The sequence below is a fragment of the Paracoccus sp. S1E-3 genome (genome assembly GCF_013868135.1).
Lineage (GTDB): Bacteria > Pseudomonadota > Alphaproteobacteria > Rhodobacterales > Rhodobacteraceae > Paracoccus.
The window spans coordinates 413,024-427,842 of sequence record NZ_JACEMU010000016.1 but is presented as its reverse complement, the minus strand read 5'-3'; the positions used below and the strand labels follow the sequence as shown (position 1 = coordinate 427,842).

Genomic DNA, 14,819 nt, shown 5'->3' with positions numbered 1-14,819 from the left:
GAGACAACATGTATCTTGGGATCGACCTTGGCACCTCTGGGGTGAAGGTGCTGCTGATGGACGAAAACCAGCATGTGCTGGGATCGGCCACCGCCGCCTTGACGGTTCAGCGACCCCATGCAGGCTGGGCCGAACAGGCCCCCGCCGACTGGATCGCGGCCACCCGTGCGGCGCTGAATGAACTGCGCGCCAGCCATGACCTGTCGGGTGTAAAGGGGATTGGGCTGTCCGGGCAGATGCATGGTGCCGTGACGCTGGACGCCGCCGATCAGGTGATCCGCCCGGCGATCCTCTGGAACGATACCCGCAGCCATGTCGAGGCCGCCCGCCTGGATGCCATGCCGGAATTTCGCGCCATCACCGGAAATATCGTCTTTCCGGGTTTCACGGCGCCGAAACTGGTCTGGATGGCCGAACACGAACCCGAGGCTTTCGCCCGCGTCGATTGCGTGCTGCTGCCCAAGGATTACCTGCGCCTGTGGCTGACCGGCGAGCGCGTGGCCGAGATGTCGGACGCCGCCGGCACCAGCTGGCTGGATACCGGCGCGCGGGCCTGGTCGGACAGGTTGCTGGCCGCTTCGGGCATGCGGCGCGACCAGATGCCCCGGCTGATCGAGGGCAGCGAGAATTCGGGCGGATTGCGCCCCGATGTGGCCGCGGAATTCGGGATGCAGCCCGGCACGCCCGTGGCCGGCGGGGCGGGCGACAATGCCGCGACCGCGATCGGCGCGGGCACGGTGACCGGGGGGCAGGGGTTCGTCTCGCTCGGCACCTCGGGGGTGCTGTTCGCGGCGACGGACCGTTACCTGCCGCGCCCGGAAAGCGCGGTGCATGCCTTCTGCCACGCGCTGCCGGGCATGTGGCACCAGATGGGAGTTATCCTGTCCGCCTCGGCCGCGATGGAGTGGCTATCGAGCATCGTCGGGCGCAAGCCGGCCGAGCTGACCGCCGAGCTGGGCCATCAGCTGCGCGGCCCCGGCGAGGTCACCTTCCTGCCCTATCTGTCGGGCGAGCGGACGCCCCATAACGATGCCGCCGCGCGGGCCAGTTTCGATGGGCTGTCGGCGCGGACCGACCGGGCGGCGATGACCCAGGCCGTGCTGGAGGGCGTGGCCTTCGCCTTCGCCGACAACCTCGCGGCCTTGCGCGCGGCGGGGTCGGACCCCAAGGCGCTGCTGGCGCTTGGCGGGGGCGCGCGGTCGGATTACTGGCTGCAGGTGATCGCCACGGCGCTGGATCTGCCGGTTCTGGTGCCCGAAAGCGGCGATTTCGGCGCGGCCTTTGGCGCCGCGCGGCTGGGGCTGATGGCGGCGACCGGGGCCGATCCGGTGGCCGTCTGCACGCCGCCGAAAATCGCCACCGAGATCCTGCCGGATCCGGCACTGCGCCCGGATTTCGAGGCGGCGCTGACGCGGTTCAGGGGGCTTTATCGCGGCTGAAGATCAGGCGTCTGGCCGGGTCAACGCGTCGTCCAGCACCTCGTTCCAGATCCGTGTGGCCGTTTCCGAGACATCCGGCCGCTGCGCGCGCAGCAATAGCTTTAAAAGCCAATGATATGTCCGCGTCGTCTCGGCCAGTGCGGGGCTTTTTCCGTGGCCCGGTGCGGCTTCCAATTGCCTGGAAAGCTCGCGCTGCTGGGCGTGGGGGGTGCCATAGGATGCCAGTTTCAATGCGCGCTGCATGTCCTGCCGGGCCGCTTCGACATCGCCTTTATTCGCCCGTAAAATTCCCCGCTCCATCAGAATGCCGGCGACCTTGTGTCCCTCGGTTGCGAAAACGGTCACCTGCACGACGGTCAGCGAGAAATTGCAGAAGCGCAGCCGCTTTGCATCGTCATATTTCGGATTCACGCAGGTTTTCGCCGTCAGCGACGCGGCCATGCCGGGAATCCAGATGCACATGAAGATCGTCGCGTAGACGGCGAAAGCTCTGCGCTTGAATTTTGCCGAGAAAAGGCCGCTCAACCCCGCATCTTTCGCGCCCGGATCAGCGTGTGCTGGCTGACGATCTCGTATCCCAGCCGGGCGGCCAGTTCCGCCCGCAGCCGGTGGATCTCGTCACTGGCCAGCTCAATCACCTCGCCGGTGTCCAGATCGACCAGATGGTCATGCTCGGCGGCGGGTGCGATCTCGTATCGCGCCGGTTCGTTTTCCAGCGACAGCTTGCGGATCAGGCCCGCTTCCTCCAGTGCCGACAGGGTCCGGTAGACGGTGGCCAGCGACATGGAATCGTCCAGATCGCGGGCGCGGGCCAGCAATTCGTCGGCATTCGGGTGATCGGCGGCATCCATCAGGATCGACAGCAACGCCATGCGCTGCTGGGTGACACGCAGCCCGGCCTCTCGCAGGGCGCGGGCGAAATCGGTGGTCTCGGCGCTCATCCGCTGGTCCTTGCTGCTTCCCCTTTGGTCTAGCCCCATGCCGCCCCGAAGGCAAGTAATTGCGAGGCGTTCGCAATTACTCTTGACGATTGCGAATGAATTGCATTTACAGAAGGGGCAGGAGGCAGGGCGGATGGTCGTGCGAACGGGAATATGGGCGGCGGCTTTGGCCCTGATGGCGGGATCGGCGATGGCCGAGGATCAGCCGCGAAAGATGAAAGTGGTGACCACCTTCACGGTGCTGGCCGACATGGCGCAGCAGGTCGCGGGCGACGCCGCCGAGGTGGTGTCGATCACCAAACCCGGCGCGGAAATTCACGGATATGAACCCACGCCGCGCGATTTCGTCCGTTCGCAGGATGCCGATCTGATCCTGCGCAACGGGCTGGATCTGGAAATCTGGTTCGAACAGTTCCTGTCCAATCTGGGCGATCTGCCCTCGGTCACGCTGTCGGACGGGATTACGCCCATCCCGGTTGCGGCCGGCGCCTATCAGGGCAAGCCCAATCCCCATGCCTGGATGGGGCTGGATAGCGCCATGACCTATATCGACAATATCGCCACCGCGCTGTCCGCGCACGACCCCGCGAATGCCGCCACCTATCGCGCCAACGCGGCGGCCTACAAGGCGCGCATCCAGTCCGAAATCGGCCCCCTGCGCGACCGCATCGCGGCGCTGCCCGAAGATCGCCGCTGGCTGGTAAGTTGCGAGGGGGCTTTCCCCTATCTCGCCCGCGATTTCGGGCTGCAGGAACTGTATCTGTGGCCGATGAACGCCGATCGGATGGGCACGCCGCAGCAGATCCGCACGGTGATCGACGGGGTGAAGGCGCGTCACATTCCCACCGTCTTCTGCGAAAGCACCGTCAACACCGCGCCCGCCCGCCAGATCGCCCGTGAAACCGGCGCGGCTTACGGCGGCGTGCTGTATGTCGACAGCCTGTCCGCCCCCGACGGGCCGGTGCCCAGCTATCTGGATTTGCTGAAAAAGACCGCGCAGACCATCGCCGATGGCCTCGGCGCGGAAGGAGAATAGCCGATGCGCGACCTCGATCCGGCAGGCGGAATCTTCGCCCGCGATGTGACGGTGACCTATCGCAACGGGCTGACCGCGCTGAACCATGCCAGCTTTGAAATACCGCGCGGCACCGTCACCGCGCTGGTGGGCGTGAACGGCGCGGGCAAATCCACGCTGTTCAAGGCGATCATGGGCTTTGTGCCGGTTGCGGCGGGCCAGATCCGCCTGCTGGGCCTGACCGTGCCGGAGGCGCTGAAGCGCAACCTCGTCGCCTATGTCCCGCAATCCGAGGAGGTGGACTGGTCCTTTCCGGTGCTGGTCAAGGACGTGGTGATGATGGGGCGCTACGGGAAGATGAACTTCCTGCGCATCCCCGCGAAGGCCGATGAGGTGGCGGTCGAGGCGGCGCTGAAGCGCGTCAACATGTGGGATTACCGCGACCGCCAGATCGGCGAGCTGTCAGGCGGCCAGAAAAAGCGCGTCTTCCTGGCCCGCGCGCTGGCGCAGGACGGCCAGGTCATCCTGCTGGACGAGCCCTTCACCGGCGTCGATGTGAAGACCGAGGAGCAGATCATCGCCCTGCTGCGCGAGCTGCGCGATGAAGGCCGGGTGATGCTGGTGTCGACCCATAACCTCGGCTCGGTTCCGGAATATTGCGACCGGGTGGTGCTGGTGCAGGGAACGGTGCTGGCTTACGGGCCGACCGAGACGACCTTCACCCGCGCCAACCTGGAGCGCGCCTTTGGCGGAGTGCTGCGTCATTTCACCCTCGGCGGCGAAGCGCTGCATGATGACGACGGCGCCCGCGCCATCACCATCTTCTCGGACGACGAGCGCCCGCTGGTCCAATACGGCGACCAGATGCAACGCCGCGAGGACCGCGAATGAGCGTGCTGCTGGACCCGTTCGCCTATGGCTACATGACCAGTGCGATGCTGGTCTCGGCACTGGTCGGCGCGGTTTGCGCCTTTCTGTCCTGCTTTCTGATGCTGAAAGGCTGGTCGCTGATCGGCGATGCGCTGTCGCATTCGGTCGTGCCGGGCGTCGCAGGCGCCTATCTTCTGGGCCTGCCGCTGGCCGTGGGCGCCTTCATCTCGGGCGGGTTGGCGGCGGCGAGCATGCTGTTTCTGTCGGAACGGTCGGGGCTGAAGGTCGATGTGGTGATCGGGCTGATCTTCACGGCTTTCTTCGGACTGGGGCTGTTTCTGGTCTCGATCAACCCCATCGCCGTCAATCTTCAGACCATCACCATGGGCAACATCCTGGCCATCACGCCCGAGGAGACGACCCAGCTGGCGATCATCAGCGCCGTGTCGCTGGTGGTGCTGGTGGCGAAGTGGAAGGACCTGATGGTGGTGTTCTTCGACGAAAGCCATGCCCGCTCCATCGGGCTGCGCGCGGGTCTGCTGAAGGGCGTCTTCTTCACGCTGCTGTCGGCCTGCGTGGTGGCAGCGATGCAGACGGTCGGGGCGTTTCTGGTCATCGCGCTGGTGGTGACGCCCGGCGCGACTGCCTATCTGCTGTGCGACCGCTTCCCGCGGCTGATCGTCACGGCCGTCGCCATCGGGGCCGGCACCTGCTTTGTCGGGGCCTATGCCAGCTTCTTCCTGAATGGCGCCACCGGCGGCATCATCGTGGTGCTGCAGACGCTGATCTTTCTGGCCGCCTTCATCTTCGCCCCGAAACACGGCGTGCTGGCCGCCCGTCGTCGCGCCGCCGACGCGCTGAGGCCCGCGCCATGATGGACACCCTGCTGCAGCCCTTCACCTTTCCCTTCATGCGGGACGCCTTTCTGATCTGCCTGATGGTGGCACCGCCGACGGCGCTTCTGTCCTGCTTTCTGGTGCTGAACGGCTGGGCGCTGATGGGGGATGCGGTCAGCCATGCGGTGCTGCCGGGGATCGTGCTCGCTTATATCTGGGGATTGCCGCTGATCTTCGGGGCCTTTGTGGCAGGGATGCTGACGGCGCTGGCGACGGGGTTTCTGTCCGAAAACAGCCGCGTCAAGTCGGACACGGTGATGGGCGTGGTCTTTTCCGGCATGTTCGGGCTGGGCATCGTCATGTATGTGGCGCTGCGCACCAATGTGCATCTGGATCACATCCTGTTCGGCAACATGCTGGGCATCCAGCCTAACGATCTCTGGACGGCCGGCTGGATTTCCCTGCTGGTCAGCGCCTGCCTGCTGCTGAAATGGAAGGACCTGATGCTGCAGGCCTTCGATCCGGCGCAGGCGAAGGCCTCGGGTCTGCCGGTGCGGCTGCTGCATTACGGGCTGCTGACGATCCTGTCGCTGACCATCGTGGCGACCCTGTCCTCGACCGGGCTGATCCTCGCGGTCGGGCTGCTGATCGCGCCCGGCGCGATTGCGTTTCTGACCGTGCGGCGGTTCGGGGCGATGCTGGTCATGGCGGTGGCAGTCAATCTGGCCGGGATGCTGGGCGGCGTTTACGCCAGCTTCTTTCTTGACAGCGCCCCCGCCGCCACCATCATTCTGGTGTTGACGGCAATGTTCATTGTGGCTTTCCTGCGGCGGCTGTCGGTGAACCGCCACCGCAGTCTGAGGGTCTGAGCGTTATTTCTCGGGTCCCACCAGCGCGAACCATGCGCCTTGCGGGTCCTGCGCCACGGCGATCCACGCCGGGCCGGGCACCTCGGCGGGACCGTGATGGACCTTGCCGCCGGCAGCCTTGATCGCCGCGATGATGGCAGTCATCGAGCCATTCATCCCGAAATAGGGCAGCCATACCGGCACCGGAGCGTCCCCCAGACCCTGCACCGCACCAATATCGACGCCATTGCGCTGGAACAGCTGATAGGTGCCCATCGCACCCATCGGCATCGCCTCGCCCTTGGTCCAGCCGAACAGGTCGGCGTAGAAGGCAAAGCCGGCTTCGGGGTCCGAGGTCATCAGCTCGTTCCAGTTTCCATGCCCGGCCTTTTTCTGGTCGAAAGCGCCGGTGGTCTGGGCCTTGGCGATCTGTTCGGGGGTCATCTGGCTCATGTCCGGCTGAAGGATGCCGAACACCGCGCCCTGTGGGTCCGCCGCCACGGCAAAGCGCCCGGTGCCGGGAACGTCGGCGGGCGCCTTGAGCACCTTGCCGCCCGTAGCGGTGATCTGCGTCGCCGTCGCATCGCAATCCTCGACGGCGAAATAGATCAGCCAGTTGGGCGGGGGCGGGCCTTCCTGCATGTCGTTCGACATCAGGCCGGCGACCATCTCCTCGCCGCTGCGGGCGAGAAGATAGGTGAAGCCCTCCATCCCCGCATCGGTGATCTGCCAGCCGAGGATCTTTTCATAGAACGCGGTCGCGCCCTTCAGGTCGCTGGTGCCAAGTTCATACCAGCAGGGATTACCTTGAAAGCTCATCTTGCTTCTCCTTCGGATTGGTGGGGGTGGCGCGGGCGGCGTCGGCCGCTGTCCAATGGGCCATGTGATCGGCCATGGCCCGCTGGAAGGCGGGCCGGGCGGTGGCGCGGTCGACATAGGCGGTCAGCGCCGGATAGTCCGTCAGCGCATCTTCGGCCGCCGCAACCCGCAGCGTGTCGGCAAGCAGGATATCCGCAGCGCTGAATTCGCCGGCGATCCAGTTGCGCCCCGCCAAGATCCGTTCCAGCGCCGCCAGCCTCCCGTCCATGTTCTTGCGCAGATGCTCCACCACTTCGGGCGACGAGGGCGGCCCGAATATCTGCGGCATCCGCCCGGCTAGACGGGTCAAGGTCCAGGCGCTGATCACCGGCTCGACACTGTTCAGCGCCGCGATCAGCCATTGGGCGATCTGCGCGCGCTGGTCGGCGGGAAGCAGGTCGGTGTTCTCCGCCAGATGCAGGACGATGGCGCCCGATTCGAACAGCGTCAGGTCGTCATCGACGATCATCGGCACCTGCCCGAAGGGCTGCATGTCCCGATGGGCATCGGTCTTGGGATAAACCGGAACGGTGGCGATCTGATAGGGCAGCCCCAGTTCCTCGGCCGCCCAGCGGACCCGGATGTCGCGCACGAAGCCGCGCGGGAACTCGGGGAGCCATTCATAGGTATACAGCGTCAGTGTCATCGCGCGGCCCCCGAATCGAAGATCGGATCGAAGCCGCCCCAGACCATGCGCATGCCGTCGAACGGCATTTCCGGCATCTGCTGGCCTTCCATCTCGGCCATCATCTTCTGGCTTGCGGCATCACATGTGGCGCGGTCGGGCCAGGCGGTCCAGGAAAACAGCGCCGCCTCGCCGGGCTCGGCCTTGGTGGCGCGGTAGAAGTCGGTCTGCTTGCCATGGGGCACGTCCACGCCCCAGTTTTCCATGATGCCGAGACAGCCGTATTTCTCGAACATGCCCCAGGCATCTCCGGCCATTTTCACATAGGCCTGCCTGTTCTTTTCCGGGACCGCCAGAATGAAGCCCTGATAATATCCCGCGCCGCTGGGCTGGCCGGCCTCGAACACCGGCTCGAATCCGCCGAAGATCATCCGGCTGCCGTCGAAGGGCATTTCCGCCAGCGCTTCCATGGCCGGATCGGTCTGCATGGTTTCCCACGCCTTGTCGGCGGTGGCGCGGTCGGGCCATTCGACCCATGAAAAGACGACGGTTTCGTCATCCTTCGCCTGCACGGCGCCCTGAAAATCGGTGACCTTGCCCTTCTGCACGTCGGCGCCCCAGCATTCGATCATGCGGGTGGCGCCGTAGCCCTGGAACAGCGGCCACGCAGTTTTCACATGATCGAGGTATTTCTGTTTGTTGGCGGTCGGAACGGCCGCGACGAAGCCGGTGAAATAAGTCATCTCGGGTCTCCTCCAGAATTTTTCTTCGACTCGCATCCTGCCAGTTGCGGTAGTAAAAAACAACTGATATGATGAATAAAACAATACCTGTATGAAAACATGACAAAATCCGGCGAAACCACGCGAATCCGTTATGACGAAGGCTGTCTGGCGGCCCATGCGCTGAACCTGATCGGTGATCGCTGGGCCTTGCTGGTGGTGCGCGAGCTGTTTTTCGCCCCCAAGCGCTTCCAGTTGATCCGCGCCGGGCTGCCCGGCGTGACCGCCAGCGTGTTGACCGCACGTCTGGCACAGCTGCGCGAGGCGGGGGTGCTGATCCATGACGCCACGCAGGGGCTTTATGCGCTCAGGGATTCAGGCCGCGCCCTGCTGCCGGTGCTGGAGGCGCTGTGCCGCTGGGCGCTGCTCATGCCCGGCCATGACCATAAACGCTTCATCAGCCCCAGCGCGCTGATGATCTCGATGGGGGTCAACCTGACGCGTGACCCGATCGGAACGGCTGCCCCGCGGGCCGGCTTCGATTTCGGGGCCGAGCGTTTCACCATGCAGGTGGATCATCCGCAGGTCGCGACCCGCGCGACCGCGCAGCCCGACGCGCCATTCCTGCTGAAGGGCAGCGGCAACGCAATGGCGATCGCCGTCTATGGTCCGACCCCGGTGGCACAGCTGGCCGCGCAGAGGGTAATCGCGGCCGAAGGCGATCTGGCAGCGGCGCAGGATTTTGTCGACCTGTTCCGGCTGGAAGCCCATGCCGCCCCGGCGACATCGACCCGGGCCGAATTTGGCTGAACCTCCCCGATGGCATTCGTTGGCAGAACTTTGCCGATGATCCATTTTGACGAGCCGATCCGTGCAACGATTCCGGTTGTGGCAGGTTGTGATGGTCCACGGCATGAAAAGGATATTCATGATGAAAAATCTTTATCTCACCTCCGCGCTGATCCTGGCACTTGGCGGTGCGGCGATTGCCCAGACGGCAGCACCCGAATCCCCGCCCCCTGCCGATTCTGCCGCGACCCCGCCTGCAGCTGATGCGGCGGCGACCCCGCCTGCCGCCGACGCGGCTGCGTCCACGCCTGCGGGCGCGGAAAAGACCGGGCTGCTGCGCGCTTCGGCGCTGGAAGGTGTGGATGTCTACACCATCGACGTGACCGGTCAGACCACCTGGGATGACGGCGCTGCCTTCACCGAGATCAACACCGATTGGGACAAGATCGGTGAGGTTGAGGATCTGGTCCTCGACGGGAGCGGTAATGTTGTGGGGGCCATCGCCGAGGTCGGCGGCTTCCTGGGCCTGGGCGAAAAGGAAGTCGTCCTGCTGCCCGAGGAAATTGCCTTCGTCGTCACGCCTGACCGCATCGCCGTGGTATCGGGTCTGAGCAAAGAGGCGCTGGAGACCCGCGAAAAGGTCGCTGAAGAAGCCGTCAAGGCACAATAACCACCGTCATGAAATGATTGCATCGCCCCGGCATCGTTCGGGGCGATCGCATTTGAAACGCACGGCAAGATGCTCTATTTCCGGCGAACCCGTCTGGGCCCCTGTCACCCGCGATCATGGAAGGTGCGATGACACAGTTGAAGACCGTCTGGCAAAATCCCGCAGAAATCATCCGCGAAACCCGGCCCGAACATCCGGTCATGGTCTTTGCCCCGACTGTCCTGCAGGACACCGCCAAACGGTTCCTGAAAGGCTTTCCGGGCCTTGTCACCTATGCGGTGAAGTCAAACCCGGACGAAACCGTGATCGAGAACCTGATCGCCGCAGGCGTGACCGGTTTCGACGTCGCCTCGCCGGCCGAGATCGACCTGATCGGCCGGTTGTCGCCGGGCGCCGCGCGCCATTATCACAACCCCGTCCGCGCCCGTTGGGAAATCGCCCATGCGGTGAATGCCGGTATCAAGGCCTGGTCCGTCGACAGCCATTCCGAACTGGACAAGCTGATCGAGATGGTGCCGCCCGAAGGCTGCGAGATCTCGCCGCGTTTCAAGCTGCCCGTGGCCGGCGCGATCTACGATTTCGGCTCGAAATTCGGGGCCTCGCCGGAAGTGGCGGCTGAACTGCTGAAACGTGTGGCCGAGGCTGGCTTCACCCCCTCGCTGACCTTCCATCCCGGCACCCAATGCACCGATCCCGGCGCATGGGAGCAGTATATCCGCACCGCCCGCGAGATCTGCGACATGGCGGGCGTGACCGCGAAGCGGCTGAATGTCGGCGGCGGCTTCCCCTCGCACCGCGTGCACGGGGTGGAACCGGCGCTGGATGACATCTTTGCGCTGATCGGCCGCGTGACCGCCGAAAGCTTCGGCGATGACGCCCCCATGCTGGTCTGCGAGCCGGGCCGGGGCGTCTGCGGCGATGCATTCTCTCTCATCACCCGCGTCAAGGCGGTCCGCGACGGGCAGTCGGTGTTTCTCAATGATGGCGTCTATGGTGGTCTGGCGGAACTGCCGGTGGTCGGCAATCTCGACCGCGTGCAGGTCTTCACGCCCGAGGGCGTGCAGCGCGGCGGCGATGAGGGTGGCCGGGTCATCTTCGGACCGACCTGCGATTCGGTCGACCGCCTGCCGGGCGAACTGGTGCTGCCGGGCGCGGTGCAGGAAGGCGACTACGTCGTTTTCCACGGTGCCGGCGCCTATTCGGTGGTGACCAATACCCGCTTCAACGGCTTTGGCGAGATGCAGCGCGCCACGGCCCTGCGGCTCGACTGAACGGGTTTCGCGGGGGCGTCGTTCAGACGCCCCGCGGCGCCAGCAGGATAACGGCGGCGCCGGTCAGACACAGGGCGGCGCCGGCCAGATCCCAGATATCGGGGCGGCGCCCTTCCACCAGCCACATCCAGACCAGCGAGGCGGTGATATAGATCCCGCCATAGCTGGCAAAGCTGCGCCCGGCCTGATCGGCGGGGCTGAGCGTCAGCAGCCAGGCAAAACAGATCAGCAGCCCCGTGCCGGGCAGCAGCCAAAGCGCCCCTTGCCCCAGCCGCGCCCAGGCCCAGAAGGCATAGCAGCCGGCGATCTCGCACAAAGAGGCCAGGGCAAAGAGGGCAAGCGCATGCATGTCGGCGGGGTCAGGCTCGGGGGTGCGGTCGACGCAGAGCTATATCCCCGTCCCGCGCGCGATGCGAGGCAATCCTGACGATTTTGTCATATCGGCGGTTCACCACCCGTGAAGGAATCGGTGCTATTGTGGCGAAATGAATCGGCCGTCTGTTACCCATGTCGTGCTGCTTGATGGCACATTCGCCTCGTTGATGGAGGGGCGCCATTCCAATATCGGGCAGATCTTTCGGCTGCTTCGGCCGATGCGGGGGGCCGCGTTGCGCGTGCGCTATGACGCCGGCCAGCAATGGGAGGCGTGGCGCCAGATCATGGGCATCGCCATGGGGCACGGCATGGGCGCGCGCATCCGTGATGCATATGGCTGGCTCGCCTCGGCCTATCGTCCGGGGGACCGGATCTTCCTGATGGGTTATTCGCGCGGTGCGTTCGCCATCCGGTCACTGGCGGCGATGATCGGGCGGGTCGGGCTGCTGCGCGCGGATGCCGCGACCGAACGCAATATCCGCACCGTCTGGCGCATGTATCGTGATGCGGGCAGCGCCGCCGCCCGCGCCGATCTGCGCGCCCGCCTGTGCCATGACAGCGCGCCCATCAACATGTTGGGGGTGTTCGACACCGTGATGGCACTGGGGATTCGTCTGCCGGTGCTGTGGATGATGACGGAACCGCGCTTCCGTTTTCACGATCAGCATCTCGGCGATGACGTGCTGCTGGGGGCGCAGGCGCTGGCGCTGGATGAAACCCGTGCCGCCTTCCAGCCGATCCTGTGGAACAGCGCCGGGCGGACCGGCGGCCGGATCGTGCAGATGTGGTTCAAGGGCTATCACGCCGATATTGGCGGCCAGCTGTCGGGGTATGAGGCGGCGCGGCCCTTGGCGAATATCCCGCTGGTCTGGATGCTGGGCCAGGCCGAAAGCGCCGGGCTGGCGCTGCCCCACGGCTGGCGCGACCGGTTCGCGCAGGATGTCGCCGCGCCTTCGGTCGGGAACTGGCGCGGCTGGGGCAAGGCGTTCCTGGCCCGCAGCCCGCGGGTAGCGGGGCTGGACCCCAGCGAGGCGCTGCACCCCTCGGTGCCGCGCCCCTACAAGGGACCGGCCATCCTGACCGGCGATCTGGCCGAGGAGGACTCGCATCCCACTCGCCTGCGCGCGCGTCGCCGCCAGCGGCAGGTGCACAAGGCGGGGCGGCTGCTGCATTAGCGGCGGCTCGGGCGGCCTGTCGACAGGTGCGGATCGCGTCTGCGGCAGGCTGCGGGAACAGCGCATCACCCGCGGCGCCTAGGGTTTACCGGCAGGCACAGCGCAGCCGGCGCGATGGTGGTGCCGGGCGGCTCCTGCCGGATTGCGGCGCCCGTGCGGCCTTAGGCGACCAAGGGGGGGTATGTGGCAGGGAAGCTTCGCGACCCGCTGTCCGGGCCGGGGCGGCAGTTCTGCGGCGGCACCAGATGGCGGCGGATCGGGGGGCAGCCCTTGGGGCAAATGCGCCATCCTGCAAGCCGCGGCGCCGGGACCCTTCAAGCCGCGTAGACTGGGCCGGTTCGGAGAAGCGGCTCGGCTGGCTGAGAACGGTCGGCCGTATTGGTCAGACACCGCATTTCCGCGATGGGCTGGCCCAAAGGCACGCGCCCTCAGAAAAAACGCCGCCCAAGGGGCGGCGTCCAATGTCGCGGTCATTGTTGCCCGCTTATGCGCGGCGCGCCCGTCGGGTCAGGCGGCAAGGCCCTTTTTAGCCGCGCCCAACGCGCGGCAGACCGCCAGGGTCAGGTCGGGCTTGTTCAACGTATAGAAATGCAGATGCTCGACCCCGCCGGCCAGCAGGTCGCGGCACAGCCTGACCGAAAGGTCCTGCGCCAGCGCGGCCTCGCCTTCCTTGCCAGCGGCCTCGAAGGCGGCAATGGCCCAGTCGGGGACCGAGGTGCCGCAGCGCTCGGCGAATTTGCGCGCGCCGGTCCAGCTTTGGATAGGCAGGATACCGGGCAGGATCGGCACATTGATCCCAGCCGCCACGCAGGCGTCGCGGAAGCGGAAAAAGGTGTCGGCGTCGAAGAAGAACTGGGTGATGGCCGAGGTCGCGCCGGCATCGACCTTGCGTTTCAGGAAGGCCACATCGGCGGCGGTGCCCGGCGAATCGGGATGCGGCTCGGGATAGGCGCCGACGCGGATGGCGATGTCGCCGCGCCGGGCGATCGCCTCGATCAGTTCGACCGAGGATGCGAAGCCCTCGGGATGCGGCGTCCAGACTGACTGCCCCTGCGGGGCATCGCCGCGCAGCGCCACGATCTCGCGCACGCCGGCCTGCGCATATTCCTCGACGATCTGCATGGTTTCCTCGCGGCTGGCATCCACGCAGGTCAGATGCGCGGCCACGTTCAGGCCGTAATGGTTCGTCAGCGCCGTCACCGCCTCATGCGTCAGCTGGCGGGTGGTGCCACCGGCGCCGTAAGTGACCGACACGAAGTCGGGCCCCAGCGGCGACAGCGCGCGGGCGGTGTCCCACAGCCGGAAGGACGCATCCAGATTGCGGGGCGGGAAGAATTCGAAACTGACTGCAGGCGTGGTCATCTTGGCAATCCTTGAGGTTCAGCCCTTGTGCCATGCCTGACGGCGTGAGACAAATTCATAATCCACATCATTATGATGAGTCCGATGCATCTTGAACTGCGCCATCTTCGCACCGTTCGCGCCATTCACGAACAGGGTGGCCTGGCCCGCGCGGCGGGCGTGCTGAACATCACCCAATCGGCGCTGTCCCATCAGGTCAAGGCGCTGGAGGATCAGGCCGGGGTAGAGCTGTTCGTCCGCCGCGCCAAGCCGATGCGGCTGTCGCCCGCGGGGATGCGGCTGCTGCGGCTGGCCGAACAGCTGCTGCCGCTGATCGACGCCGCCGAGGCCGAGCTTAAGGGCGTCGAGGCCGGGCGCGTCGGCCAGCTGCACATCGCCATGGAATGTCATGCCTGTTTCGACTGGCTGCTGCCGGTGCTGGACCAGTTCCGCCGCACCTTCCCCGAAGTCGATCTGGACATCCGCGCCCGACTGGCCTTCGCCGCCCTTCCGGCGCTTCTGCGGGGCGAGGTCGATCTGGTCGTCTCGATGGATCCCGAGGATCTGCCCGGCGTCACCTTCGAACCGCTGTTCGACTATGCCCCCACCATGGTCGTCGCCGCCAGTCACCCGCTGGCGGCGCAGGGTTATGCGCGCCCCGAGGACCTGGCCGGCGAAAGCCTGATCGTCTATCCCATGGATCGCGAGCGGTTGGACGTGTTTTCGCAATTCCTGCTGCCCGCCGGGATCGAGCCGCGCGAAGTCCGGCAGGTCGAGCTGACCGACGTGACGCTGATGCTGGTCGCAGCGGGACGCGGGGTGGCGGTGATGCCCGACTGGGTGCTGCGCCGCCATGCGGGCAACCCCGAACTGACCACGATCCGGCTGGGCAAGGACGGGTTGAAGCGCCGGGTCTATGCGGCCATCCGCGATTCCGACCGGCGGCTGCCCTATATGGATCACGTGCTGCGGCTGGCGCGGACCGATACGGTGCGCGCCGGGCGGGCACAGGTCTGACGAACTAGCTTTCCTTCACCGTCGTCG

The 14,819-nt window shown here is 65.9% G+C and carries 17 protein-coding genes; 10 read left to right on the top strand and 7 right to left on the bottom strand.

Annotated elements, in window-relative coordinates; all coding sequences use genetic code 11:
* Window positions 1–8: 8 nt before the first annotated feature.
* Window positions 9–1,439, top strand: coding sequence for a xylulokinase (gene xylB, locus H1S04_RS16640; protein ID WP_181746631.1), 1,431 nt, complete (start codon window positions 9–11; stop codon window positions 1,437–1,439).
* Window positions 1,440–1,442: 3 nt separating this feature from the next.
* Here the strand turns inward: xylB and H1S04_RS16635 are convergent, their stop codons facing one another.
* Window positions 1,443–1,964 carry a tetratricopeptide repeat protein gene (locus H1S04_RS16635; protein WP_181746630.1) on the bottom strand — a complete coding sequence of 174 codons (522 nt, stop codon included), beginning with the start codon at window positions 1,962–1,964 and terminating at the stop codon, window positions 1,443–1,445.
* Window positions 1,961–2,380 carry a Fur family transcriptional regulator gene (locus tag H1S04_RS16630; RefSeq protein ID WP_181746629.1) on the bottom strand — a complete coding sequence of 140 codons (420 nt, stop codon included), beginning with the start codon at window positions 2,378–2,380 and terminating at the stop codon, window positions 1,961–1,963. The genes H1S04_RS16635 and H1S04_RS16630 overlap by 4 nt, the downstream gene beginning before the upstream one ends.
* Before the next feature lie 133 nt (window positions 2,381–2,513).
* Between H1S04_RS16630 and H1S04_RS16625 the strand changes: the two genes are divergently transcribed.
* From H1S04_RS16625 to H1S04_RS16610, 4 genes are read left to right on the top strand one after another with little or no spacing between them, the layout of a single operon-like run.
* On the top strand, window positions 2,514–3,416 hold the full coding sequence (locus tag H1S04_RS16625) for a metal ABC transporter substrate-binding protein (protein WP_181746628.1): 903 nt from the start codon (window positions 2,514–2,516) through the stop codon (window positions 3,414–3,416).
* 3 nt (window positions 3,417–3,419) lie between these two features.
* Window positions 3,420–4,286, top strand: coding sequence for a manganese/iron ABC transporter ATP-binding protein (locus tag H1S04_RS16620; protein WP_181746627.1), 867 nt, complete (start codon window positions 3,420–3,422; stop codon window positions 4,284–4,286).
* Window positions 4,283–5,140: a metal ABC transporter permease gene (locus H1S04_RS16615; RefSeq protein WP_181746626.1), complete on the top strand. Its 858-nt coding sequence runs from the start codon at window positions 4,283–4,285 to the stop codon at window positions 5,138–5,140. The genes H1S04_RS16620 and H1S04_RS16615 overlap by 4 nt, the downstream gene beginning before the upstream one ends.
* A complete protein-coding gene (locus tag H1S04_RS16610) occupies window positions 5,137–5,970 on the top strand; it encodes a metal ABC transporter permease (protein ID WP_181746625.1) in 834 nt (277 codons plus the stop codon). Before H1S04_RS16615 ends, H1S04_RS16610 begins: the two co-directional genes overlap by 4 nt.
* Window positions 5,971–5,973: 3 nt before the next feature.
* Here the strand turns inward: H1S04_RS16610 and H1S04_RS16605 are convergent, their stop codons facing one another.
* From H1S04_RS16605 to H1S04_RS16595, 3 genes are read right to left on the bottom strand one after another with little or no spacing between them, the layout of a single operon-like run.
* Window positions 5,974–6,768 (bottom strand): VOC family protein, encoded by a 795-nt coding sequence (locus tag H1S04_RS16605; RefSeq protein ID WP_181746624.1) that lies wholly within the window; start codon window positions 6,766–6,768, stop codon window positions 5,974–5,976.
* Window positions 6,752–7,453 carry a glutathione S-transferase family protein gene (locus H1S04_RS16600; protein WP_181746623.1) on the bottom strand — a complete coding sequence of 234 codons (702 nt, stop codon included), beginning with the start codon at window positions 7,451–7,453 and terminating at the stop codon, window positions 6,752–6,754. The genes H1S04_RS16605 and H1S04_RS16600 overlap by 17 nt, the downstream gene beginning before the upstream one ends.
* A complete protein-coding gene (locus H1S04_RS16595) occupies window positions 7,450–8,175 on the bottom strand; it encodes a DUF1428 domain-containing protein (protein ID WP_181746622.1) in 726 nt (241 codons plus the stop codon). Before H1S04_RS16595 ends, H1S04_RS16600 begins: the two co-directional genes overlap by 4 nt.
* 99 nt (window positions 8,176–8,274) lie before the next feature.
* On the opposite strand from H1S04_RS16595, the gene H1S04_RS16590 reads away from it, so the two are divergent.
* The 3 genes from H1S04_RS16590 (at window position 8,275) to H1S04_RS16580 (ending at window position 10,884) form a co-directional block, all read left to right on the top strand.
* Entirely contained in the window at window positions 8,275–8,964 is a 690-nt protein-coding gene (locus tag H1S04_RS16590; RefSeq protein WP_181746621.1) for a helix-turn-helix domain-containing protein, read from the top strand.
* A 91-nt stretch (window positions 8,965–9,055) separates the two neighbouring features.
* A complete protein-coding gene (locus H1S04_RS16585) occupies window positions 9,056–9,613 on the top strand; it encodes a PRC-barrel domain-containing protein (protein ID WP_181746620.1) in 558 nt (185 codons plus the stop codon).
* A 128-nt stretch (window positions 9,614–9,741) separates the two neighbouring features.
* Window positions 9,742–10,884 (top strand): type III PLP-dependent enzyme, encoded by a 1,143-nt coding sequence (locus H1S04_RS16580; RefSeq protein ID WP_181746619.1) that lies wholly within the window; start codon window positions 9,742–9,744, stop codon window positions 10,882–10,884.
* Between the two features lie 22 nt (window positions 10,885–10,906).
* Here the strand turns inward: H1S04_RS16580 and H1S04_RS16575 are convergent, their stop codons facing one another.
* On the bottom strand, window positions 10,907–11,233 hold the full coding sequence (locus tag H1S04_RS16575; protein ID WP_181746618.1) for a YnfA family protein: 327 nt from the start codon (window positions 11,231–11,233) through the stop codon (window positions 10,907–10,909).
* Between the two features lie 136 nt (window positions 11,234–11,369).
* Between H1S04_RS16575 and H1S04_RS16570 the strand changes: the two genes are divergently transcribed.
* On the top strand, window positions 11,370–12,434 hold the full coding sequence (locus H1S04_RS16570) for a DUF2235 domain-containing protein (RefSeq protein ID WP_181746617.1): 1,065 nt from the start codon (window positions 11,370–11,372) through the stop codon (window positions 12,432–12,434).
* 507 nt (window positions 12,435–12,941) lie between these two features.
* Here the strand turns inward: H1S04_RS16570 and metF are convergent.
* Window positions 12,942–13,796, bottom strand: a complete 855-nt coding sequence (gene metF / locus H1S04_RS16565; RefSeq protein ID WP_181746616.1) for a methylenetetrahydrofolate reductase [NAD(P)H] — start codon at window positions 13,794–13,796, stop codon at window positions 12,942–12,944.
* Between the two features lie 84 nt (window positions 13,797–13,880).
* Here metF and H1S04_RS16560 point away from each other — a divergent pair, with 84 nt between their 5' ends.
* Window positions 13,881–14,792 (top strand): LysR family transcriptional regulator, encoded by a 912-nt coding sequence (locus tag H1S04_RS16560; protein ID WP_181746615.1) that lies wholly within the window; start codon window positions 13,881–13,883, stop codon window positions 14,790–14,792.
* The last annotated feature ends 27 nt before the right edge of the window (window positions 14,793–14,819 follow it).

What these genes read in the sequence shown, in the direction of transcription:
- H1S04_RS16560 (WP_181746615.1), top strand. Translation starts at nt 13,881, where the DNA reads ATGCATCTTGAACTGCGCCATCTTCGCACCGTTCGCGCCATTCACGAA.
- H1S04_RS16600 (WP_181746623.1), bottom strand. Translation starts at nt 7,453, where the DNA reads ATGACACTGACGCTGTATACCTATGAATGGCTCCCCGAGTTCCCGCGC.
- H1S04_RS16590 (WP_181746621.1), top strand. Translation starts at nt 8,275, where the DNA reads ATGACAAAATCCGGCGAAACCACGCGAATCCGTTATGACGAAGGCTGT.
- H1S04_RS16620 (WP_181746627.1), top strand. Translation starts at nt 3,420, where the DNA reads ATGCGCGACCTCGATCCGGCAGGCGGAATCTTCGCCCGCGATGTGACG.
- metF (WP_181746616.1), bottom strand. Translation starts at nt 13,796, where the DNA reads ATGACCACGCCTGCAGTCAGTTTCGAATTCTTCCCGCCCCGCAATCTG.
- H1S04_RS16575 (WP_181746618.1), bottom strand. Translation starts at nt 11,233, where the DNA reads ATGCATGCGCTTGCCCTCTTTGCCCTGGCCTCTTTGTGCGAGATCGCC.
- xylB (WP_181746631.1), top strand. Translation starts at nt 9, where the DNA reads ATGTATCTTGGGATCGACCTTGGCACCTCTGGGGTGAAGGTGCTGCTG.
- H1S04_RS16625 (WP_181746628.1), top strand. Translation starts at nt 2,514, where the DNA reads ATGGTCGTGCGAACGGGAATATGGGCGGCGGCTTTGGCCCTGATGGCG.
- H1S04_RS16610 (WP_181746625.1), top strand. Translation starts at nt 5,137, where the DNA reads ATGATGGACACCCTGCTGCAGCCCTTCACCTTTCCCTTCATGCGGGAC.
- H1S04_RS16585 (WP_181746620.1), top strand. Translation starts at nt 9,056, where the DNA reads ATGGTCCACGGCATGAAAAGGATATTCATGATGAAAAATCTTTATCTC.
- H1S04_RS16580 (WP_181746619.1), top strand. Translation starts at nt 9,742, where the DNA reads ATGACACAGTTGAAGACCGTCTGGCAAAATCCCGCAGAAATCATCCGC.
- H1S04_RS16595 (WP_181746622.1), bottom strand. Translation starts at nt 8,175, where the DNA reads ATGACTTATTTCACCGGCTTCGTCGCGGCCGTTCCGACCGCCAACAAA.
- H1S04_RS16570 (WP_181746617.1), top strand. Translation starts at nt 11,370, where the DNA reads ATGAATCGGCCGTCTGTTACCCATGTCGTGCTGCTTGATGGCACATTC.
- H1S04_RS16605 (WP_181746624.1), bottom strand. Translation starts at nt 6,768, where the DNA reads ATGAGCTTTCAAGGTAATCCCTGCTGGTATGAACTTGGCACCAGCGAC.
- H1S04_RS16630 (WP_181746629.1), bottom strand. Translation starts at nt 2,380, where the DNA reads ATGAGCGCCGAGACCACCGATTTCGCCCGCGCCCTGCGAGAGGCCGGG.
- H1S04_RS16615 (WP_181746626.1), top strand. Translation starts at nt 4,283, where the DNA reads ATGAGCGTGCTGCTGGACCCGTTCGCCTATGGCTACATGACCAGTGCG.